Genomic DNA, 19,523 nt, shown 5'->3' with positions numbered 1-19,523 from the left:
CTTCCGAAGTTCATTTGGAATTCTTTGCAATCGGCTTCGCGTTTCACCCTTTCGGGCTACGTTGCGGTGCTCGGTGCGAGAAACAACTCTACGCGCATCCCGCCGGAAAGTCCAAACCGCGGGTACCTGCGCATCCCGCACACCAGGATCCCCGGGAACACGCGGAATTTCGATCCTGCTGGGGGCGAAAAATCGAAAAACTACCGCGAAATGCTTCCTGTGACCTGGCCCATAGAAATTACCGTGTAATGAAAGGGAATGGAAACCCTGGAATGGACCAGAAATTCTAGGCCTCAAAGCCCTCCGGTTGGACAAGGCACACTGTGTCGGGGTCCTCGGTCGAATAGTGGCCGACGGGGTCCGAGTACTCGACCCATGTTCCGGTGGGCTCCAAGTATTCGAAACGGTATTTGGATCCGATTGCAACGCCGGGGACAAAGATTTCCCAGATACCGCTATGCCCAAGCTGGCGCATGGCGTGGGCAGAACCGTTCCAGATATTGAAGTCGCCGCAAACCCGCACGGCTACCGCCTCCTCCTGCCGGACGACGAAACCAGTGCCTTCCACATCCCCCATTGGTGAGGAGTAGTGCTGCGGATGTGCACCCAGCAACTGTTCCTGTACTTGCGGACCACCGGTCCGGAGGCGATGGAGTTCCAACTCTCCCAGCCGCGGGGTGTGCCGGTACGGATCATCGATCACGCGGACTCCAGCTCGCTCTATGCGTTGGATCCGGTAGTCGGGCACCCGGCCGATGTCCTTGGACTCGATCAATCCCACCCAGATATCGCCGTGCTCGCGAATCATGGGCACGGTGTCCGCAGCGGTCAGGATGTTGACAGCCAGGGCATCGCGTTGCAGCGTTCGGACGCACACATGCCCCAGGACGTTCAGGTGGGGTCCGAGAACCGCATGCGGGAATTTGTCTTCGCCGCGTTCAACTGCCTCGAGGATTTCCGGGCGCACATGCAAAGGCGCTCCGAGTGATTCCTCAAGGCTGTGCGGCGCATAGTCATCGGCTTCGAGCTGTGTTGGACCCATGGCTTTCTCCATCCCCCTCGTTGCATCGCACCGGGGTGCCCCGTGTTGCCTTCCGGCACCGGCGTTCCGATGCAGCTCACGCTATCGAGAATCGGCAGGCTTGGGAATAGTCAGCCCGGTGGCGGACCGGGCCCCGCGGGACAGTCGTTAACGAAAAAAGTGGTCCGACGAATCCTTGCCAGAAACGTCGAACCACTTTCATGAAACTCTAGTGCCTTCCGGGCGGTGCCCGATGCACGCAGGTTCCTTATGCGCTGCGCTTGCGCGAAACCTCGTAAAGCGTGATGCCCACGGCCATCGATGCGTTCAGGGACTCCATGGAGGAGTTGATCGGGATCGAGACGATCGAGTCGCAGTTCTCGCGAACCAGGCGGGACAGGCCCTTGCCTTCGGAACCCACCACGATGCACAACGGCTCGGTGGCCAAGCCGAGATCCGGAAGCGAGACATCACCGTCACCGTCCAGGCCGACGACGAACACGCCTGCTTCCTTCATGCCCTTGAGCGTGGAGGTCAGGTTGGGGGCACGGGTGACAGGCACGCGCACGGCTGCACCGGCACTGGTCTTCCAGGCCGAGGCGGTCATGCCCACCGAGCGGCGCTCGGGAACAATGACGGCGTGGGCGTTGAAGGCCGAGGCCGAACGGATGATCGCGCCGAGGTTGCGGGGGTCGGTGATGCCGTCCAGCGCAATGAAGAGCGGGGCGTTCTTGATGTACCCCTTCCGGTGCTTGGAAAGGGTGGCCTTGACGGTTTCCAGAGCATCCGCGTAGTCGTAGGGCGGGATCTGCAGGACTAGGCCCTGGTGGATCGCCTCGTCGGTCATCCGGTCAAGTTCCGGCTTGCCGGTTTCCATCACGGGGATGCCGCGTTCGGCGGCAATCTTCAGGGAATCGCGCACGCGCTCGTCCATGTCGATGCGGATGGCCACGTGCAGCGCCTTGGCCGGGATGCCGGCGCGCAGTGCCTCGACGACCGAGTTGCGTCCGGTCACCAGCTCTTCGCTGTTCTTCGAGCGTCCGCCGGTGCTGCGGCCGCGGGATGCGGGGCCGCCCTTGGACGTACCGCGCTTTGCCGCGGAGCGTTCGGCTAGCTCCTTGTTCTTGAAGGCCTTGTGGTACGGGCGGTCCTCCGCCTTGGGCGTGGGGCCCTTGCCCTCAAGCGCCTTGCGGCCATATCCGCCGGTTCCGACGGAGGGGCCCTTCTTGCTCTTGCGTATGGCGCCGGAACGCTTCTGTGCAGCAGACATGATGGTGTATTCCTTGGATCGGGGCGGACGGCACGGCGATTTCACTCACCGCCCCGCCTATTTTAGCGACAAGGAACGCATATTCCTCGCCCTTTGTGTGGCAACTTACGCTTTCAGGCTCCAGCGGGCGCCGTCCGCCGAATCCTCCACGACGATTCCGGCCTTGGCCAGGGTGTCGCGGATGGCGTCCGAGCGGGCCCAGTCCTTGGCCTCGCGGGCGGCCGCCCGGTCTGCCAATTGCGCGTCGACGAGGACCGCCAGTGCGGCGGACTGCGCGGCGTCGGCCGAGCCGCCCGCCTCGACGGTGTCGTCCAGGCCCAGCGTGTAGGTCATGGCCATGACCTGCTGCATGGCTTCGTCGGCCGCCGCCAGGTCGCCGGCCGCCAGCGCGGTGTTGCCGCGGCGAACCGTCTCATGCAGCGACGCCAGCGCCTGTGGCACGTTGAGGTCATCGTTCATGGCATTGGCGAAGGCCTCGGTCACCTCGAAGTGGTGCATGTCGATCGAGAAGTCCTCGGTGGGACCCACGCCGTGGATGCGGTCCAGGGCGTTGGCCACGAAGGTGTCGATCCGCTCGACCGCGGACGTGGCCTCGGCGAGGGAATCGGGGCGGTAGTCCAGCTGGGAGCGGTAGTGCGCCTGGCCCAGGAAGTAGCGCACGGCCCGGGGGCTTGCCATTTCCAGCATTTCGGCCGGGGCAATGGTGTTGCCGATGGACTTGGACATCTTTTCGCCCTCGTAGGTGACCATGCCGTTGTGCATCCAGAAGTTGGCGAAGTCGTGGCCGGCGGCCATGGACTGCGCCATCTCGTTCTCGTGGTGCGGGAAGCGCAGGTCCAGGCCGCCGCCGTGGATGTCAAAGGCGGTGCCCAGGTACTTGGTGACCATGGCCGAGCATTCCAGGTGCCAGCCCGGGCGGCCGGTGCCCCAGGGGCTGGGCCAGGATGCAGAGGCCGGGTCGGTGTCCTTCTGGCCCTTCCACAGGGCGAAGTCGCGGGGGTCCTTCTTCCCGCGCGGATCGGCATCCGGGGCGCCCTGCATGTCGTCGACGTTCTGGTGGGTCAGGGTGCCGTAGGCCGGGAAGGAACGCACGTCGAAGTACACGTCGCCCGAACCGTCCAGCGCCGGATAGGCGTGGCCCGCCTCGATGAGTTGGTTGATGAGCTGGTGCATCTCCGGGATGTGGCCGGTGGCGCGCGGTTCATAGGTCGGACGGCGCACCCCGAGGGTGTCGTAGGCCGAGGCGAATTCCTGCTCGAAGCGGTAGGCCAGGGCGAACCACGGCTCATTGGCGAAGTAGTCTTCGTTTTCCTCGAAGTCCTCGGCGAAGGAGGCTGCCGACTTCTCCAAGATCTTGTCGTCGATATCCGTCACGTTGCGGACCACGGTGACCTCGAAGCCGCGGTTTTCCAGCCAGCGGGTGAGGATGTCGAAGGCGATGGCGCTGCGCACGTGTCCCACGTGCGGCATGCCCTGGACGGTGGCGCCGCAGTAGTACAGCCCGACCTTGCCCTCGGTCAGGGGAACGAAGTCCCGGGTCGCTGCCTGCTTGGTGTCGTAAAAACGGATGCTCACCAGTACAGGTTATCCGAGGCGGTCAAACAGCCGGTGCGCCGCGTTCGGCGTTTTTCAGCGAACCGAATACACCAGCGCGGTCGCATAGGCGGTGACTCCTGCGCCCGTCCCCTCGTAGCCCAGTCCGTCGGAGGTGGTGGCCGTGACGCTGACGGGGGCACCGGCGGCCTTGCTCAGCACGGCATCGGCCTCCACCCGGCGGGCCGCGAACTTGGGGCGCCGGCCGACGAATTGCACGGCGACGTTGCCGATCTCGAATCCGGCTGCGCGCACCAGGCGTGCGGCCTCGGCCAGCAGGGTGGTGCCGGGGGCCCCTGCATATTCGGGTCGGTCGGTGCCGAAGTGCGTGCCCAGGTCCCCGATGCCGGCGGCGGAGAAGAGCGCGTCGCAGGCGGCGTGGGCGACCGCGTCCCCGTCCGAGTGGCCGGAGAGGCCCTGGTCCTCGGGGAAGTGCAGCCCGGCCAGCCACATGGGGCGCGGCTCGGAAGCGTCGGCGACGGCGTGCACATCGATGCCGATGCCGGTGCGCGGGATCAGCGGGGCCGGGTTCTCACCGTTGGGCCTGGTCATGGGGGTTTCCTTCACGGGGTGTGGCGGCAGCATGGTTTCGGCCAGGGCCAGGTCGGGTTTGGTGGTGATCTTCAGGGCCGCGGCTGCTCCGGGGACCGTGTCCACGCGCTCCCCCAGCATTTCCATGAGCATGGCGTCGTCGGTGACTGCCTCGGCTTCGGACCGTTCCCACCCGGCGGCGCGTTGGTGTGCCGCCAACAAGGTGGGTGCGTGGAAGCCCTGCGGGGTTTGCACCGCACGCAGCATCTCGCGTGCCGGGGTGCCGGTGACGTGCGGCTGCTCCCGGCCCGGATCGGTGGCCACCTGCTTGATGGTGTCCACCACCGGCAACACCGGAATCACCGCCCGCGACCCGGCAACCAGTGCGGCCGCCACCTGGCGGAAGACTTCCGGCGGGGTCAGGGCGCGGGCCGCATCGTGGATCAGGACGCGTTCGGTCCCCGGTTCCAGCGCCGCGAGTCCGGCGCGCACCGAGTCGTTGCGCGTCGCTCCCCCGCTCACACGGCGCGGGCGCAGCGGATGGTTGGCCGCGCGGGAGGCAAGCTCCTCTTCGCCCGCCGGCAGCACGGCAATGACCTGGGCTGCGCAGCCGGCCAGTTGGATTTGGTCCAGCGCGTGTTCCAGCAACGATCGGCCGCCCAGCGGCACCAGCGCCTTGGGGATGCCGTAACCCAGCCGGGTCCCGGACCCTGCGGCGACCACAATGATCGCGGTCTGGTGGATCTCTTGCGCGCTAAACGAAGTTGGGGCACTCACGCCCTCAAGCCTAGCGGTGTTCCGCACCGGCCCGCCGATTCTCCGGAGCCGGGCGGGAGGGTTAAATGCCGGTGGGGGTCCGAAACGCCTTGCGGTGTTTCGGACCCCCACCGGGGTCAAAACCAAATAGAACTCGTGGCTGCTAGGAGGCCAAAACCTCGTCGAGCACGCTCTCGGCCTTTTCCTCGTCCAGCTTCTTGGCCAAGGCCAATTCACTGATCAGGATCTGGCGGGCCTTTGCAAGCATGCGCTTTTCGCCTGCGGAAAGGCCGCGGTCGTTATCGCGGCGCCACAGGTCGCGAACGACCTCTGCAACCTTGATGACGTCGCCGGAAGCAAGCTTTTCCAGATTCGCCTTGTAACGGCGTGACCAGTTGGTAGGCTCTTCTGTAAACTCGGCCCGCAACACATCGAAGACGTGATCCAAGCCCTCCTGACCAACTACATCGCGCACACCAACGAGATCGACATTTTCTGCCGGAACCTCGATGGTCAGATCACCCTGGGCAACCTTAAGCTTGAGATACATCTTCTCTTCGCCCTTGATGGTGCGCATCTTGATCTCTTCGATCATTGCTGCACCGTGGTGCGGGTAGACAACTGTCTCGCCAACCTCAAAAACCATGTGGATAAACCCCTTTCCCACTACCTAGTTTACCACGATTGTTTGGCAAATTGATTCGGAGGGCTCCCCTACTCCCTTGCAATGGCGGGGTTTTGGGTCTTCCCAAGCGGCCGATCTCCTGCTATGCAAAGCACTCATTTCGGGTTGTTTCGGGGCTGTGATCAGCGCATTGATGACACTTACGCCGGTGGCCGAATCATACATTCGCGGCAAAACCCATTAGGCTAGGGGTCGAGAGTGGCTCCCTCGGGTGTATCCCGTGTGCCCACGTGCTCACCCGAACTCGAACCTGATTGAGGAGTTTGTGCCGTGATGACCGCACAGAAGAACCGTGGACGCCGCGTCGTTGCCGCAGCAGCCCTGGCCATGTTGTCCCTTGGCGTCACCAGCTGTGGTGCCATCAACGAGCAGGCAACGACGTTCCAGTACGCCGCATCCGACGGAATCGTCCTGAACGTCGGCGCACTTGAAGTCCGCAACCTGATGCTCGTCACCAAGAGCGCCACCGACAAGGCCCGCCTGATCGGCTCCGTGGTCAACTCCACCGACAAGCCCGCGACCCTGGACCTGACGCTTGCGTCCGGTTCGGTCAGCATCAAGGTCCCCGCCAAGAGCGTCTTGAACCTCGAAAAGCCCGAGAATGAGAAGACCGTGCCCTCCGCCGGCGTGCTGCCCGGCGCACAAGCCAAGGCCACCCTGGCCGTCGGCTCGGGCTCCCAGGATGTCGGCATCCCGGTGGTTGACGGAACCCTCGAGGAATACCGCGAATACGTCCCGGGCGGCTTTGACCCGAAGGGCCTTGAGCACCTGACCCCGTCCGAGAAGCCGGCCGCACACTAAGGCGGCTTCGACGCCGAGGCGTCGACGGAAAGACCAAAAAAGCGAAGGCGATGGGCCCGGAGAGTTCTTCCGGGCCCATCGCCTTCGCTCGTGCGGCATCGACCCGCACCTTCGCCTGCGGGACCTCCGCACCCGGATCGCAAAAAACGGGCCCGCGTCGCGTCATTCCCGACGCCCCGCGGGCCCGTTGCGATGTTGCCCTCGGGCGGCCGCCGCTATGCCTCGAACTTGTACCCCAGCCCGCGCACCGTGACCAGGTGCACCGGGGTCGCCGGCTCCGGTTCGATCTTCGAACGCAGCCGCTTCACGTGCACGTCCAGCGTCTTGGTGTCCCCCACGTAGTCCGAGCCCCAGACCCTGTCGATCAGCTGCCCGCGGGTCAGTACCCGGCCCGCATTGCGCAGGAGCATTTCCAGCAGCTCGAATTCCTTCAGCGGCATCGGCACCTCGGAGCTGCGCACCGAGACCACGTGGCGTTCCACGTCCATGCGCACCGGGCCGGCGGCCACGATGTTGGACACCAACTCGTCGCCCTCGCCCTGGCGGCGCAGCACCGCACGGATGCGGGCGACCAGTTCCCTGGAGGAGTAGGGCTTGGTGACATAGTCGTCGGCGCCCAGCTCCAGGCCGACGACCTTGTCGATTTCCGAGTCCTTGGCCGTCAGCATGATCACCGGCACCTGGGACACCGTGCGGATCTGGCGGAACACCTCGGTGCCGGGCTGGCCCGGAAGCATCAGGTCCAGCAGCACCAGGTCGGCGCCGTGGCGCTCGAACGCGGTGACCGCATCCAACCCGTTGTCGGCGACGCGGACCTCGAAGCCCTCCTTTTCCAGCAGGTAGGTCAACGGATCCGAAAGCGATTCCTCGTCCTCAACCAGCAAAATACGGGTCATCCCCGTCCTCCTTCCGGCAGCGCGCCAGGCGCGTGGGCCGTGTCTTGTTTGGGCTCGTTCCACGCGGGAAGCGACTTGTCTTGTTCGCCGGAGTCCTCGAGCATCGGCAGGCGCACCGTGAAGGTCGAGCCCTGTCCGGGCTGGGACCACAGGGTGATTTCGCCGCCGTGGTTGGCCACGACGTGCTTGACGATGCTCAGGCCCAGGCCCGTGCCGCCGGTGTGGCGGGAGCGTGCCGCATCGATGCGGTAGAAACGTTCAAAGATCCGGTCCTGCTCTTCCGGGGCGATGCCGGGACCCTGGTCGGTGACGGAAACCTGGATCAGGCCGTCGCGCTCGCGCAGCCCGACGCCCACCGTGGTGTCCTCCGGCGAATAGCGGATGGCATTGTCGATGAGGTTGCGCAGCGCGGTCATCAGCAGGTCCCTGTCGCCGAACACCGCCTGTTCCACGGTTCCGCCGACTGAGATCTTGATGCGCTTTTCCTCCGCCGGCAGCTTGTTGCGGTCCACCGCTTCGGCCAGCACCTCGTTGAGGTCGATGGATTCGCCGGCCAGCACCACGTCGGTGCCCTGCAGCCGGGAGAGCTCGATGATGTCCTGGACCAGTGCGGCCAGGCGGGCGGATTCCTTGTGCAGCCGGGCGGTGAAGCGGCGCACGGCCGTCTCGTCGTCCGCGGCGCCGTCAATGGCCTCGGCGAGCAGCGAGATCGCCCCGACGGGGGTCTTCAGCTCGTGGGACACGTTGGCCACGAAGTCGTTGCGGACCGCGGCGGTGCGGGTGATCTCGGTGCGGTCGTCGGCCAGCAGCAGGATGTATTCCTCGCCCAGCGGGGCCACGCGCACATGGATGATGACGCTTGCCGCGCCCATGGTGCCGCGCGGCAGCTCGAACTCGCGCTCGGCAATGACCCCGTCGGCGCGGACCTTGCGGGCCAGGGTGCGCAATTGCTCGTGGATGAGCGTGTGGCCGCGCACCAGCCCGTAGGCATAGGAGGCGGGGTTGGCACGCACCACCCCGTCGACCTCGTCGAGGATGACAAAGGCGCGGCCGATGACCGAGAGCACTTCGGCGGAACCCTCGGGCAGCATCGGCTCGCCGACCACCGGCAGTCCGCCGCGGGAGCGCATGGAGCCGCGGTACGCCATGATGCCCACAATGCCCAGGGCCAACCCGACGAGGCCCGCAACAAGGGATAGCAAGACGTCATTCACGCCTCCTAGCCTAACCGGGGATCGCTGGCCCGCCCGTGCCAAACCGACAATGGCGCGACTCATTCACGAAACGTTCACCTTGTACGCCCGGGCGATTCATCTGGTGCTGTAACAATGGACATGAACAGTTCCGTCGTCCGTGCCGGACACGGTGACACGTCGTAGTGAAAGGACGCCCGCGTGCGTAAGGTTTTCCAGGCCGATCTGCAGCAAATCGGAGAAGAGCTCATCGAGATGTCCCGTTTGGTGGCCACGGCCATGGAACGCGCCTATGAGTCGTTTACGAATGCGGATATCGAGTTGGCCCAGGAAGTCATTGCCGAGGACGCCAAGATCGACTTCCTGCAGAACCAGCTGGACGAACGCGCCATCGACGTGCTGGCGCTCCAGGGCCCGGTGGCCTCGGACCTGCGCATGATCGTCGGCTCGCTGCGCATGAGCGCCTCGCTGGAGCGCATGGGCGACCTGGCCCGCCACGTGGCCCAGCTGGCCCGCCTGCGCTTCCCGCAGCAGGTGGTCCCCGAGTCCATCGCCCCCACCTTCAAGGCCATGGCGGAACTCGACATCGCGATCGCCGGCAAGGTCGGCGAACTGCTGGACACCCGCGACCTGGCCATCGCGAGGGAAATCATCGACCTGAACGCCAAGATCGACGAGCTGCACGTCTCCATCTTCAAGGCCGTCGCCGCACCCGAGTGGGCGCACTCCGGGCCGACGACCGCCGATGTCACGCTGACCAGCCGCTACCTGGAACGCTTTGGCGACCACGGGGTATCGGTCGCCCGCAAGGTCTCCTACCTGGTCACCGGCGAATGGGATCCGGACATCAGCGTCTTCTAGACAGCACGCTTCTTGCGGCGCCGCGGCCTTCCGCCGGTGCCGCCACACGCGATGGGCCCGCCACACGGCGGGCCCATCGCGTTTTTTCGCATGCACCGGGTCGCGTTAAACGCCAAACCGCCACACCTGTCCCCTCGCGGGCGCCTTCCCATCGAGGACGTGATGTCTTCGGGGGTTGGGCGCACGGCTTGGGGAAAATGATGCAGCGGCAGTCGTTCCAGGCGCTGGGGTGGGTGGGTGTGCCCTAGCCCTCGCAGTCGCGGCAGTAAGCCACGCCGTTTGCCTCGCGCGCCAGCAGCGTGCGATGGCGGATCAGGAAGCAGGAGCCACAGAGGAACTCGTCTTCCTTCTGCGGAACGACGGTGACCGTCAGTTCCTCGTTCGACAGGTCGGCACCCGCCAGCTCGACACCGTCCGAGGTGTCTTCCTCGTCCAGGTCCCGGGAGACGCTGCGTGCGTCGGGGGCGTTTGCGGACTTGACCGCTTCAAGGGAGGCCTTACGGGCCTCGGCTACGTCTGGCCGGACCTCGTCATAATCAGTTGCCACGAAATGCAATCCTTACGTGATTCAGGGGTACGTCGAGACGACACAGTACAGCATGAACCCGTGTGCGCAAGTCCCAATTCTTCTTTTTACGCCCCCCGCGCACATTTTGTGACCAGTCGCATGTTCCCGGCGGCCCGGACGGCGGCATTTCAATGGCCCGGGACACAGTGGGCCCGCCGGTGCGCCGGCCGGCGGAATCCGCCGCGCGAGCGGCGGGCACCACGCAAAACGGGGCCGCGTCCACAGGCCCGCCGGGCTTGGGAACGCGGCCCCGAATTTCCCCCTGGGGGGCGGGTGCCGTGGGGCCTAGCGGCCCTGGTTGGCCACGGCCTTGATGGCGTCCGCCGCGGCGTCGGCGTCAAGGTACTGTCCGCCGCGGGTGACCGGGGTGAAGTCCTCGTTCAGTTCGTACACCAGCGGGATGCCGGTGGGGATGTTGAGTCCGGCGATGTCCTCGTCGCTGATGTGGTCCAGGTGCTTGACCAGGGCGCGCAGGGAGTTGCCGTGCGCGGTGACCAGGACGGTCTTGTGCGCGGCCAGGTCCGGCTTGATCTCGTCTTCCCAGTACGGAAGCATGCGGTCCAGGACGTCCTTGAGGCACTCGGTGCGCGGTGCGTCGTCGCCCAGGTTCGCATAGCGCGGGTCGTTGATTTGGCTGAACTCGGAGTCGTCGGCCAGCGGCGGCGGCGGGGTGTCGTAGCTCCGGCGCCATTCCATGAACTGGTCCTCGCCGTACTCGGCCAGGGTCGCGGCCTTGTCCTTGCCCTGCAGCGCGCCGTAGTGGCGTTCGTTCAGGCGCCAGCTGCGCTTGACCGGGATCCAGGACAGGTCCGCGGCCTCCAGGGCCAGGTTGGCGGTGACGATGGCGCGCTTGAGCAGCGAGGTGTGCAGCACGGCCGGGGCCAGCTTGGCCTCGGTGAGCAGCTTGCCTCCGCGGGTTGCCTCGGCGCGGCCCTGCTCGGTGAGCGTGACGTCGTACCAACCGGTGAACAGGTTCTTTTCGTTCCACTCGCTTTGCCCGTGGCGCAGCAGGATCAGGGTGTAAGTCATGGTTCCCATTCTAGGACGCGTGAAGTGCCTTACTTTATTCCGTGACGTGTTCCGCGCGCGGGGCGCGACACTTTAGTCTTGAAGCAATGGTTCAGAAAGCGACTCGGCTCGGCGGACGGTCGCGGACCGGTCGCCCGCTGGGCAATACCACCCGCGGGACGACCAATCCCAACCGCATGCGCCGCGTGGACCGCTGGATGACGGGCCCCCAGGCCTGGCGCCTGCGTCCCGGAACCACCGGGGCCCCGCCCATTGCGGTGGATCTTGGCTATGGTGCGTCCCCGGCCACGGCCGTCGAGTTCTTCGACCGCGTGCGTTCCGTATCCCCCCTGGCCCGGGTCGTGGGCATCGAGATCGAGCCCGAACGCGTGGCCCGCGGCGCCGCCCTGGACATGGACGGCCTGGACTTCCGCCTGGGCGGGTTCGAGATCCCCATAGATTCCAAGGCCACCGTGATCCGCGCCTTCAACGTGCTGCGCCAATACGACGAGGCCGACGTGCCCGGCATCTGGGACACCATGGCCGGGCGGCTGACCGAGCACGGCGTGCTCATCGAGGGCACATGCGACGAGATCGGCCGGCGCAGTTCCTGGGTCGCCGTGACCAAGGACGGCCCCCAGACCCTGAGCATCTCCCTGCGCTTCGGCGCCTTCACCCGCCCCTCCGATGTCGCCGAACGCCTGCCCAAGGCGCTGATCCACCGCAACATCGCCGGCGAACGCATCCACGACTTCCTCGCCGCGGCCGACGCCGCGTGGCTTTCCGCCGCCCCGCTGGCCTCCTTCGGCAACAAACAGCGCTTCGTGGCGATGTGCCGCGCCCTGCGAGAATCCGGCTGGCCGATCTGCGATTCGGCGGCCCGCTGGCGCTTGGGCGAGCTGACGGTGAAATGGGAGGCCGTGGCCCCGCGCACCGGAGCCTTGGCCCTGGCGGAACTCAACTAGCCAGCCCGGGATTTTGCCTGCCCAGCCAGGGGTGTAAACGGACCCCGGCGGCCCCATAATGAATCCATGGTCAAAGGTGTTGGACGGCCCGGGAGGCCACTGGTCCTGTTGCTTGGCGTGATTGCCGCACTCGTGCTCGTGTCGGTGGTCGTTGTGCTCACCCGGGGCGCACCGAAACCGCTCGATTCCTCCACCCCCGCCGGGGTGGTGCAGGGCTATGTCACCGCCGTCATCGGGGGCGACGAGGCCGCCGCCGCCGACTTCCTCGCGCCCGCGGCGGACGCCCGGTGCAAGGGGTTCGAGTCCGTGGCCCCCGAACGGAACATCCGGGTCGCGCTGGTGTCCACGACCCAGCGCGAAAGCACCGCCGACGTCGTGGTTTCGATTTCCTACACCAATGTCGGAGGGCCCTTCGGCAGCCCCGAATACGCCAGCGAGGAATCCTTCGATCTGTCCCTTGTCGGGGGCAGATGGCTGATCTCCAGCGCGCCGTGGCCCCTGCTCGTCTGCCCGGATACGGAGATCGCGCCGTGAGCCCAACCGACGCGGCTGCAGGCCGCACCACGGCCCCCGCGCTGGGCACGCTGCGCCGCCTCATCCTCTTTGTCCTCCTCTTCGCCTTGGTCTGCCTCGCCGCATCCGGCGTGGGAGGGCTGCTGGGCAGGTTGTTCACCGCGTCCGACACGATCGCGTTCGACGATTCCTCGTCGCTGGCCCTTGTCCTGGCCCTGACCCTGGTCGGCGGGCCGCTGGCCGCCGTGGTCTTCTGGGCCTCGTGGCGGTTGTTGGCCGATCCGGCCGAACGCCGCGCCACCGCCTGGGGCATCTACGTCTCGGCCATGTACGTGACATCCCTTATCACCGCGACCAGCTTCGGCATCGGTGCGCTCGCCGCGGCGGCGGGCGGGGACACCGGCTCCTGGGGCTCCTCCCTGGCCCAGGGCCTGGCCTGGGCGGGCGTCTGGGTGTGGCACCGGTGGATCCTGCGCCACCAAAGCCGCGGCCCGGTGGCCTTGGCGAAGGTCCCGCACGTGCTGGGCACCGCCCTGGGGCTGGTGATCGGCCTGGGCGCCGGCATCGGCGCGCTGGCCGTGCTCTTCGAGCAGGCGACCGCGACCGACGCGGAGTTGGCGGCCATCGGGGCTCCCTGGTGGCGCGCCGCCCTCGGGCTGCTGGTGTGGGCGGCCGGCGGGGTCCTGATCTGGTGGTGGCACTGGGTCCGCGAGGGCGCCCGCGCCCTGCACACCAGGCTGGCCGCGGTCGGGCTGGTTGTCCTCGGCGTCGCCGGGTCCGCGATCCTGGCCCTGGGCGGGGCCGGGGTCCTGCTCTTCGTGCTGCTGCGCCTGGGCCTGGATCGCACCGACCCGGTGCCCGTGCTGCTGGAACCGGCGCCCGAGGCCCTGGCCGCCGCGCTGCTTGGCGCACTGTCCTGGCTCTACCACGCGCGGGAAGCAGGGAACCGGCCGGTCCCGGTCCCCGCCGCTGCATCACTGGCGATCTCCGGGATCGCGCTCGCCGCGGCCGCCTCGGGCATCGGCGTCATCGTCAACGCCGCCCTGGCCACGGGCAGCACCCGGCTGGGCGGCACCGATGCGACCGAGCTCCTGCTCGCCGGCCTCAGCTCGCTGGCCATCGGCGGGCCGCTGTGGTGGTTCACCTGGCAGCCGACCCGCCCGGCGGACCCGCAAGGGCGGCGGATCTACCTGGTCCTGGTCTTCGGGATCAGCGCGGTGGTCGCCCTGGTGACGTTGCTGGTCATCGGCTTCCGGCTCTTCGAATCCATGCTGGGCGAGGCCGGCGGTTCGGGCCTGCTCGAACGCGTCCGCGCACCCCTGGGCCTTCTGGTGGCCACCGGGCTGGTGGCCGGATACCACTTCGCGCTCTGGCGGCACGCGCGCGCGTCGGCGCCCCCGCCGGCCGAGCCGGCGGCCGAGCGCGGGATCGGGGAGGTGCTGCTGGTGGCCGGCGCGGATGCCGACGAACTTGCCGCGGCGATCCATGCGCACACCGGCGCCACCGTCACGGTGCTGCGGCGCCACGGCGAACCGGACGGGGTCTTCTCCCCCGAACAGCTGGTCCGGGAGTTGGAGGGCATCGCGGCGCAGCGCGTGCTGCTGCTGGCCGGACCCGACGACCGCCTCGAGGCCATCGAGCTGGCGGACGATCCGCACCGCCGGGCGTAGCCCCCGGGGCACCGCCTCCCGCACCCAAACGCGAATCGCGGCCCCCTCGTCCGGCACCCCTTGCGGGGGCGGGAAGCGGGGACCGCGATTCGGGTTGCGTGGCCGGCCAAGGTGCGCCGGATAGCGCCTAGTAGGAGTAGCCGCCCTTGCCGGAGACCGCCGGCTTGACGTCGGCCAGGTACACGCAGGCGATGCAGGCGCCGATGAGCTGGAAGATCCCGCCGCCGCCCCCGGAGAGCACCGAGAGCACGCAGACCAGGGTCGCGGCCGCCGTCATCCCCATCCAGAACGGCTTGCTGCGCTTGTTTTCGCGCAGGTAGTTGGCCGCCGGGTGCCGCACGGCGTCAATGAGCGCCAGCAGGGCAAGCACTGCGGCCAGGACGCCGAGCGCGAGCAGCAGATAGTACTCGAACAAGTGGGCTAGGTTCATGGATTCAGCTTAGCCGCGTTCGCCCAGCGCCGCGGCCAGGTCGGCGTGCAAGTCCTCGACATTTTCGATGCCCACGCTCAGGCGCACCAGGTTCTCCGGGACCGTGCCCGGTTCGCCCGGGTGGCGCCGGCGCCGCTCGGCCAGGGACTCGACCCCGCCCAGGGACGTGGCGGGGGTCCACAGCAGCAGCTTCGCGAGCATCGCATCGGCGGCTTCGGCGCCGCCGGCGATCTCGATGCCCACGATGGCCCCGAAGCCGTCCAGCTGGGCGGCGGCACGCGCGTGCCCGGGGTCCTGCGGCAGGCCGGGGTAGCGCACCTTGGAGATGGCCGGGTGTTCGGCCAGGCGCTTGGCCAGTTCCATGGCGTTGGCCTCGGCCTTGTCCAGGCGCAGGGCCATGGTCCGGATGCCGCGCAGCGTCAGCCAGGCCTCGAAGGGCCCGGGAATCGCCCCGTGCAGGGTCCGCATGGAGTGCAGGCGGGAATGCAGATCGGGGTTGCGGGTCACCACTGCGCCCAGGACCACGTCCGAGTGCCCGCCCATGTACTTGGTGGCCGAGTGCACCACCACGTCGGCGCCCTGCTGCAACGGGCGCTGGCGCAGCGGGGTGGAGAAGGTGTTGTCCACCACCGTGAGCACCCCGGCCTCGCGCGCGGCGGCCAGCAGCACCGGCAGGTCCGCGACCTCGAGCATCGGGTTGGTGGGCGATTCCAGCCAGGCCATGTCGGCCCCGTCGAGGGCGGCCAGGGTGGCGTCGGTGTCGGCCAAGTCCACGCGGCGCACCGTGAGCCCGAGGGTGGCCTCGAGCTCGGCGACCAGCGAGAGCGAGCCGTTGTAGGCGTGGGACGGGATCACCAGGGTGCCGCCGACCGGCAGCAGCGAGAGCGCCGCCGCCACCGCGGCCATGCCCGAGGCGTAGGCCAGGGCCGGGAGTTCGCAGTCCTCGAGTTGGGCGATGGTCTCTTCCAGCGGGTCCCAGGTGGGGTTGGTGAAGCGTCCGTAGACCTTCTCCCCGGCCCCCGGCTCCCCCAGCGAGTGGAAGGTGGAGGAGAGCACGATGGGCGGGTTCACGGGCTGGTCAACTGCATGCGGCGGGCGTCCGGCGGACACCACAACGGTGTCCGGGGCCCACGGCGCGGATTCTGGGCGGGTCATGGTTTTTAGGTTACTCCCTGGCCCGGCCCGCGCCCCAGACGGTGACGCGCGCCGACGCCCGGCCGATGAGCCGACAGGGGCCCGGTGCGGATAGGCTAGAAGGCGTGAGCAACGCGCAGCCAAACCCCGTCAACGCAGGCCGCTTCATCGTCTTCGAGGGCGGTGACGGTGCCGGAAAATCCACGCAGGCCGCCCTGCTGGTCCAGGACCTGCGCCAAAACGGCCACACCGTGCTGCACACCCGCGAGCCCGGCGGCACCCCGATCGGCGAGAAGCTGCGTTCCCTGGTCCTTGACCACGGACAGGGCACCGTCGATGCGCGCACCGAGGCCCTGATGTATGCCGCGGCCCGCGCCGCCCACGTCGAACAGGTCATCCGCCCCGCCCTGGCCGCGGGCACCATGGTCGTCTGCGACCGCTACGTCGACTCCTCCCTGGCCTACCAGGGCATCGGCCGGGAGCTGGGCGAGGATGCGGTGCGCTCCATCAACGACTTCGCCACCGGCGGGCTGGTCCCGGACCTGACGGTGCTGCTGGACGTGACGCCGGCCGACGGCCGCTCCCGGCGCACCGTGGGCGCCGACGGACAGCCGGTGGCCGAGGACCGCCTCGAGTCCGAACCCGACGAGTTCCACTCCCGCATCCGCGACGCCTTCGTGCACTTCGCTTCCCGCGAGCCGGGCCGCTACCTGGTCCTGGATGCCGCCACCGGGGTCCAGTCGCTGGCCTCCTCCATCGCCGACGCCGTCGCCTCGCTGCTCGAACGGCCGGGGGCCTAGCGTGGAGGTCTGGGACGACCTGCCGGGGCAGGAGAAGGCCATCACCGCGCTGCGCCGCGCGGTGTTCGAGGGCAACCCGGCGCACGCCTGGCTGTTCACCGGCCCTCCGGGCTCCGGGCGCTCCAACGCGGCCCGCGCCTTTGCCGCGGCCCTGCAATGCCAGCAGCCCGATGCCGCGGCGCGCGGCTGCGGGAGCTGCAAGGCCTGCGTGACGGTGCTTGCCGGGACGCACCCGGATGTCGCAATGATTGCCACCGAGAAGGTCAACTACCAGATCGAGGACGTCCGGACACTGATCACCAAGGCCCAGGACCGGCCATCCACCGCGCCCTGGCGCGTGATCATCGTGGAGGACGCGGACCGGATGACCGAGCGCACCACCAACGTGCTGCTCAAGTCCATCGAGGAGCCGCCCCCGCACACCGTCTGGATCCTCTGCGCCCCCTCCCCGGCCGACGTTTTGGTGACCATCCGCTCGCGCTGCCGCTCGGTGTCCCTGGCCGTTCCCACCCGCGAGTCGGTGGCGGAGCTGCTGGTGCGCCGCGACGGGCTCTCCGCGGAGCAGGCCGAGTTTGCCGCACGGATCTCCCAGTCGCACATCGGCATCGCCCGGCGCCTGGCCCGCGACCCGGACGCGCGTCGCCGCCGCGACACCACGGTGCGCCTGCCGCTGCGCATCCGCACCGTCTCCGACGCCGTGATGGCCGCGGCCGAGCTGGTGGAGCTTTCCACCGCGGAGGCCACCGCGTCCGCGAGCGAACGCGCCGAGTCCGAGGCCGCGGCGCTGCGCACCGCGCTGGGCCTGGAGGCCGACGCCCCGGTGCCGCCCCAGCAGCGCAGCGCGTTCAAGGCGCTGGAGGAAAACGCGAAGCGCCGGGCCCGGCGTGCCACCCACGATGCGCTGGACCGTTCGCTGATCGACATGACCACGTTCTTCCGCGACGTGTTGATGCTGCAGCTGAACGCCTCCACCGAGCTGGTCAACGACTACCTGGCCGACCCGCTGCATGCCTATGCCAACGCCTCGCGGCCCGAGGCCACCGTGGCGAAGATCGATGCGATCGCCGAGGCACGGGCGCGCATCGGCGCCAATGTCGCCCCGCTGCTGGCCATCGAGGCCATGATGGTCACCCTGCGTCCGGCCAAATAGCCCACCGCCGGGTGGGCGCCCCCTGGTCTTTCCACCTTTCGCATTTCGCCCCCAAGGAGCCTGAATCCCGCATGAAAGCACCCCGCCGCCACCTGTCCGTGCTTGCCGCGCTGGGCTCCGTGGCCCTGCTGCTGGGCGCCTGCTCCACGGCGACCGCCCCGGCCCCGGCCATCGAGTCGACACCGGCGGCCACGGCACCGGACAGCGCCAAGGCCGGGCCACGGACCGCGATCCCGGCGGGCCTGGAAAAGTTCTACACGCAGGACCTGGACTGGAAATCCTGCGGAGGGGCGCTGTTGTGCACCGAGCTGAGCGTTCCCATGGACTACGCCAAGCCGTCCGGGGACACCCTGACCCTGGCGCTGAACAAACGCCCCGGCAACAAGGACGCCGCCGGATCGCTGCTGGTGAACCCCGGCGGCCCGGGTGCCTCCGGCCTGGAAACCGTCCGCGAGGCGGTCCCGAACATGTTCGGCAAGGAACTGCAGGACGGCTTCGACATCATCGGCTTTGACCCGCGCGGGGTCGGTTCCTCCACTCCGGTCAAGTGCGAGACGCCGGCCGAACAGGACGCGGGACGCACCGAGCAGTTCGACCCGAGCACCGACGCCGGGCTGGAGCAAATGCGCGAGGCGAGCGCCGAGTATGCGGCGCTGTGTGCAGAGCGCACCGGTGCCGCGCTGGGCTTCGTCGACACCGTTTCCGCCGCCCGCGACCTGGACGTGATGCGCGCGGTGCTCGGGGACCTGAAGCTGAACTACCTGGGGTACTCCTACGGCACGGCACTGGGCGCCAACTATGCCCAGCTCTTCCCCCGGAACGTCGGCCGCATGGTGCTTGACGGGGCGCTTGACCCGACGCTGGACAACGACGAGATCACCATGGGCCAGGCCATCGGGTTCGAGAACGAGATCCGCGCGTACATGCAGGATTGCCTGGACTCGGGCGACTGCCCGTTCACCGGCGAGCTCGAGGACGCCCTGGGCCAGCTGCGCGGCCTCCTTGCCGAGGTGGAGGCGCAGCCCCTGGTCGGCAGCGACGGCCGCAGCGTGCCGATCATCGACTTCGTCAACGGATTCATCGTCCCGCTCTACGACAATTCCACGTGGCCCATGCTCACCGAGGCCCTGCGCAACGTGATGGCCGGGAACGTCGATGACATCCAGTACTTCGCCGACCTCACCGCCGGGCGCGAGCCCGACGGCAGCTACACCGGCAACGGCACCGCGGCCTTCTCCGCCGTCAACTGCCTTGACTACCCCATGGACGCCGATGTCGCGACGATGCGTGCCGGGGCCCGGGACCTGGTCCAGGCGGCCCCGACCATCGGCAAGTACCTGGCCTACGGTGCGGTGGGCTGCCAGGACTGGAAGCACCCCGCCACCGGAAAGCCGGGAAAACTCACGGCCGAGGGCGCCGCGCCGATCGTGGTCATCGGCACAACCGGGGACCCCGCCACCCCCTATGCCTGGAGCCAGGCACTGGCCGAGCAGCTTTCCTCCGCCTCGCTGGTGACCTTTGAGGGCCACGGGCACACCGCCTACGGTCGCTCCAACGGCTGCATCGCCGACGCCGTGGAATCCTACTTCCTTGACGGCACGGTCCCGGCCGACGGATTGACCTGCTGAGGAACGATTTCATCGCGTCGTTTTGACCACCGAGGACAGATTCCTATAAA

Annotated in this window: 20 protein-coding genes; 9 read left to right on the top strand and 11 right to left on the bottom strand. The window is 68.0% G+C overall.

Annotated features, from left to right (window positions below):
* The coding region (locus ACIPVK_RS18150) for a hypothetical protein (protein WP_407613381.1) at positions 1 to 249 on the top strand (249 nt) is incomplete at its 5' end.
* 37 nt (positions 250 to 286) lie between these two features.
* Here the strand turns inward: ACIPVK_RS18150 and ACIPVK_RS18145 are convergent.
* The 5 genes from ACIPVK_RS18145 to ACIPVK_RS18125 all read right to left on the bottom strand — a co-directional run bounded on the left by ACIPVK_RS18145 (position 287) and on the right by ACIPVK_RS18125 (position 5,817).
* The gene (locus ACIPVK_RS18145; RefSeq protein ID WP_407613380.1) at positions 287 to 1,042 is read right to left on the bottom strand and encodes a GlgB N-terminal domain-containing protein; all 756 of its coding nucleotides are present in this window, start codon (positions 1,040 to 1,042) and stop codon (positions 287 to 289) included.
* 247 nt (positions 1,043 to 1,289) lie between these two features.
* Positions 1,290 to 2,291 (bottom strand): 23S rRNA (guanosine(2251)-2'-O)-methyltransferase RlmB, encoded by a 1,002-nt coding sequence (gene rlmB / locus ACIPVK_RS18140; RefSeq protein WP_407613379.1) that lies wholly within the window; start codon positions 2,289 to 2,291, stop codon positions 1,290 to 1,292.
* Positions 2,292 to 2,396: 105 nt separating this feature from the next.
* Complete coding sequence (gene cysS, locus ACIPVK_RS18135) at positions 2,397 to 3,866, bottom strand: cysteine--tRNA ligase (protein ID WP_407613378.1); 1,470 nt, start codon at positions 3,864 to 3,866, stop codon at positions 2,397 to 2,399.
* A gap of 54 nt (positions 3,867 to 3,920) precedes the next feature.
* Entirely contained in the window at positions 3,921 to 5,192 is a 1,272-nt protein-coding gene (ispD, locus tag ACIPVK_RS18130; RefSeq protein ID WP_407613377.1) for a 2-C-methyl-D-erythritol 4-phosphate cytidylyltransferase, read from the bottom strand.
* A 142-nt stretch (positions 5,193 to 5,334) separates the two neighbouring features.
* Positions 5,335 to 5,817 carry a CarD family transcriptional regulator gene (locus tag ACIPVK_RS18125; protein WP_105551679.1) on the bottom strand — a complete coding sequence of 161 codons (483 nt, stop codon included), beginning with the start codon at positions 5,815 to 5,817 and terminating at the stop codon, positions 5,335 to 5,337.
* Between the two features lie 312 nt (positions 5,818 to 6,129).
* Here ACIPVK_RS18125 and ACIPVK_RS18120 point away from each other — a divergent pair, with 312 nt between their 5' ends.
* The gene (locus tag ACIPVK_RS18120; protein WP_407613376.1) at positions 6,130 to 6,657 is read left to right on the top strand and encodes a hypothetical protein; all 528 of its coding nucleotides are present in this window, start codon (positions 6,130 to 6,132) and stop codon (positions 6,655 to 6,657) included.
* A gap of 215 nt (positions 6,658 to 6,872) precedes the next feature.
* Here ACIPVK_RS18120 and ACIPVK_RS18115 read toward each other — a convergent pair whose 3' ends face one another.
* Together ACIPVK_RS18115 and ACIPVK_RS18110 are read right to left on the bottom strand one after the other, a co-directional pair.
* Positions 6,873 to 7,553, bottom strand: a complete 681-nt coding sequence (locus tag ACIPVK_RS18115) for a response regulator (RefSeq protein WP_407613375.1) — start codon at positions 7,551 to 7,553, stop codon at positions 6,873 to 6,875.
* Positions 7,550 to 8,767 (bottom strand): sensor histidine kinase, encoded by a 1,218-nt coding sequence (locus tag ACIPVK_RS18110; protein ID WP_407613374.1) that lies wholly within the window; start codon positions 8,765 to 8,767, stop codon positions 7,550 to 7,552. Before ACIPVK_RS18110 ends, ACIPVK_RS18115 begins: the two co-directional genes overlap by 4 nt.
* Before the next feature lie 180 nt (positions 8,768 to 8,947).
* Here ACIPVK_RS18110 and phoU point away from each other — a divergent pair, with 180 nt between their 5' ends.
* Complete coding sequence (gene phoU / locus ACIPVK_RS18105; RefSeq protein ID WP_407613373.1) at positions 8,948 to 9,607, top strand: phosphate signaling complex protein PhoU; 660 nt, start codon at positions 8,948 to 8,950, stop codon at positions 9,605 to 9,607.
* Positions 9,608 to 9,851: 244 nt separating this feature from the next.
* On the opposite strand, the gene ACIPVK_RS18100 is transcribed toward phoU, so the two are convergent.
* Both ACIPVK_RS18100 and ACIPVK_RS18095 read right to left on the bottom strand, forming a co-directional pair.
* On the bottom strand, positions 9,852 to 10,154 hold the full coding sequence (locus tag ACIPVK_RS18100) for a DUF4193 domain-containing protein (protein WP_071214863.1): 303 nt from the start codon (positions 10,152 to 10,154) through the stop codon (positions 9,852 to 9,854).
* Positions 10,155 to 10,460: 306 nt separating this feature from the next.
* Positions 10,461 to 11,204, bottom strand: coding sequence for a phosphoglyceromutase (locus ACIPVK_RS18095; protein WP_407613372.1), 744 nt, complete (start codon positions 11,202 to 11,204; stop codon positions 10,461 to 10,463).
* 86 nt (positions 11,205 to 11,290) lie between these two features.
* On the opposite strand from ACIPVK_RS18095, the gene ACIPVK_RS18090 reads away from it, so the two are divergent.
* The 3 genes from ACIPVK_RS18090 (at position 11,291) to ACIPVK_RS18080 (ending at position 14,331) form a co-directional block, all read left to right on the top strand.
* A complete protein-coding gene (locus tag ACIPVK_RS18090) occupies positions 11,291 to 12,148 on the top strand; it encodes a class I SAM-dependent methyltransferase (protein ID WP_407613371.1) in 858 nt (285 codons plus the stop codon).
* Between the two features lie 66 nt (positions 12,149 to 12,214).
* Positions 12,215 to 12,682: a hypothetical protein gene (locus ACIPVK_RS18085; protein ID WP_407613370.1), complete on the top strand. Its 468-nt coding sequence runs from the start codon at positions 12,215 to 12,217 to the stop codon at positions 12,680 to 12,682.
* Positions 12,679 to 14,331 (top strand): DUF5671 domain-containing protein, encoded by a 1,653-nt coding sequence (locus ACIPVK_RS18080; RefSeq protein WP_407613369.1) that lies wholly within the window; start codon positions 12,679 to 12,681, stop codon positions 14,329 to 14,331. Before ACIPVK_RS18085 ends, ACIPVK_RS18080 begins: the two co-directional genes overlap by 4 nt.
* A 127-nt stretch (positions 14,332 to 14,458) precedes the next feature.
* Here the strand turns inward: ACIPVK_RS18080 and ACIPVK_RS18075 are convergent, their stop codons facing one another.
* Complete coding sequence (locus tag ACIPVK_RS18075) at positions 14,459 to 14,761, bottom strand: DUF2516 family protein (RefSeq protein WP_407613368.1); 303 nt, start codon at positions 14,759 to 14,761, stop codon at positions 14,459 to 14,461.
* Positions 14,762 to 14,770: 9 nt separating this feature from the next.
* A complete protein-coding gene (locus tag ACIPVK_RS18070) occupies positions 14,771 to 15,916 on the bottom strand; it encodes a trans-sulfuration enzyme family protein (protein WP_407613367.1) in 1,146 nt (381 codons plus the stop codon).
* A gap of 65 nt (positions 15,917 to 15,981) precedes the next feature.
* Between ACIPVK_RS18070 and tmk the strand changes: the two genes are divergently transcribed.
* The 3 genes from tmk (at position 15,982) to ACIPVK_RS18055 (ending at position 19,473) form a co-directional block, all read left to right on the top strand.
* Positions 15,982 to 16,695: a dTMP kinase gene (gene tmk / locus ACIPVK_RS18065; protein WP_407613366.1), complete on the top strand. Its 714-nt coding sequence runs from the start codon at positions 15,982 to 15,984 to the stop codon at positions 16,693 to 16,695.
* Position 16,696: 1 nt separating this feature from the next.
* Positions 16,697 to 17,845 carry a DNA polymerase III subunit delta' gene (locus ACIPVK_RS18060; protein WP_407613365.1) on the top strand — a complete coding sequence of 383 codons (1,149 nt, stop codon included), beginning with the start codon at positions 16,697 to 16,699 and terminating at the stop codon, positions 17,843 to 17,845.
* A 71-nt stretch (positions 17,846 to 17,916) separates the two neighbouring features.
* The gene (locus tag ACIPVK_RS18055; protein ID WP_407613364.1) at positions 17,917 to 19,473 is read left to right on the top strand and encodes an alpha/beta hydrolase; all 1,557 of its coding nucleotides are present in this window, start codon (positions 17,917 to 17,919) and stop codon (positions 19,471 to 19,473) included.
* Positions 19,474 to 19,523: the final 50 nt, after the last annotated feature.

It is taken from the genome of Paeniglutamicibacter sp. MACA_103 (genome assembly GCF_045798555.1).
Taxonomy (GTDB): domain Bacteria; phylum Actinomycetota; class Actinomycetes; order Actinomycetales; family Micrococcaceae; genus Paeniglutamicibacter.
The sequence above is the reverse complement of the archived record's forward strand: the minus strand, read 5'-3'. Positions and strand labels throughout refer to the sequence as shown.

Coding starts and splice junctions, on each gene's coding strand:
- ACIPVK_RS18145 (WP_407613380.1), bottom strand. CDS start 1,042: ATGGGTCCAACACAGCTCGAAGCCGATGACTATGCGCCGCACAGCCTT.
- rlmB (WP_407613379.1), bottom strand. CDS start 2,291: ATGTCTGCTGCACAGAAGCGTTCCGGCGCCATACGCAAGAGCAAGAAG.
- ACIPVK_RS18125 (WP_105551679.1), bottom strand. CDS start 5,817: ATGGTTTTTGAGGTTGGCGAGACAGTTGTCTACCCGCACCACGGTGCA.
- ACIPVK_RS18120 (WP_407613376.1), top strand. CDS start 6,130: ATGACCGCACAGAAGAACCGTGGACGCCGCGTCGTTGCCGCAGCAGCC.
- ACIPVK_RS18115 (WP_407613375.1), bottom strand. CDS start 7,553: ATGACCCGTATTTTGCTGGTTGAGGACGAGGAATCGCTTTCGGATCCG.
- ACIPVK_RS18095 (WP_407613372.1), bottom strand. CDS start 11,204: ATGACTTACACCCTGATCCTGCTGCGCCACGGGCAAAGCGAGTGGAAC.
- ACIPVK_RS18090 (WP_407613371.1), top strand. CDS start 11,291: ATGGTTCAGAAAGCGACTCGGCTCGGCGGACGGTCGCGGACCGGTCGC.
- ACIPVK_RS18085 (WP_407613370.1), top strand. CDS start 12,215: ATGGTCAAAGGTGTTGGACGGCCCGGGAGGCCACTGGTCCTGTTGCTT.
- ACIPVK_RS18075 (WP_407613368.1), bottom strand. CDS start 14,761: ATGAACCTAGCCCACTTGTTCGAGTACTATCTGCTGCTCGCGCTCGGC.
- ACIPVK_RS18070 (WP_407613367.1), bottom strand. CDS start 15,916: ATGACCCGCCCAGAATCCGCGCCGTGGGCCCCGGACACCGTTGTGGTG.
- tmk (WP_407613366.1), top strand. CDS start 15,982: ATGAGCCGACAGGGGCCCGGTGCGGATAGGCTAGAAGGCGTGAGCAAC.
- ACIPVK_RS18055 (WP_407613364.1), top strand. CDS start 17,917: ATGAAAGCACCCCGCCGCCACCTGTCCGTGCTTGCCGCGCTGGGCTCC.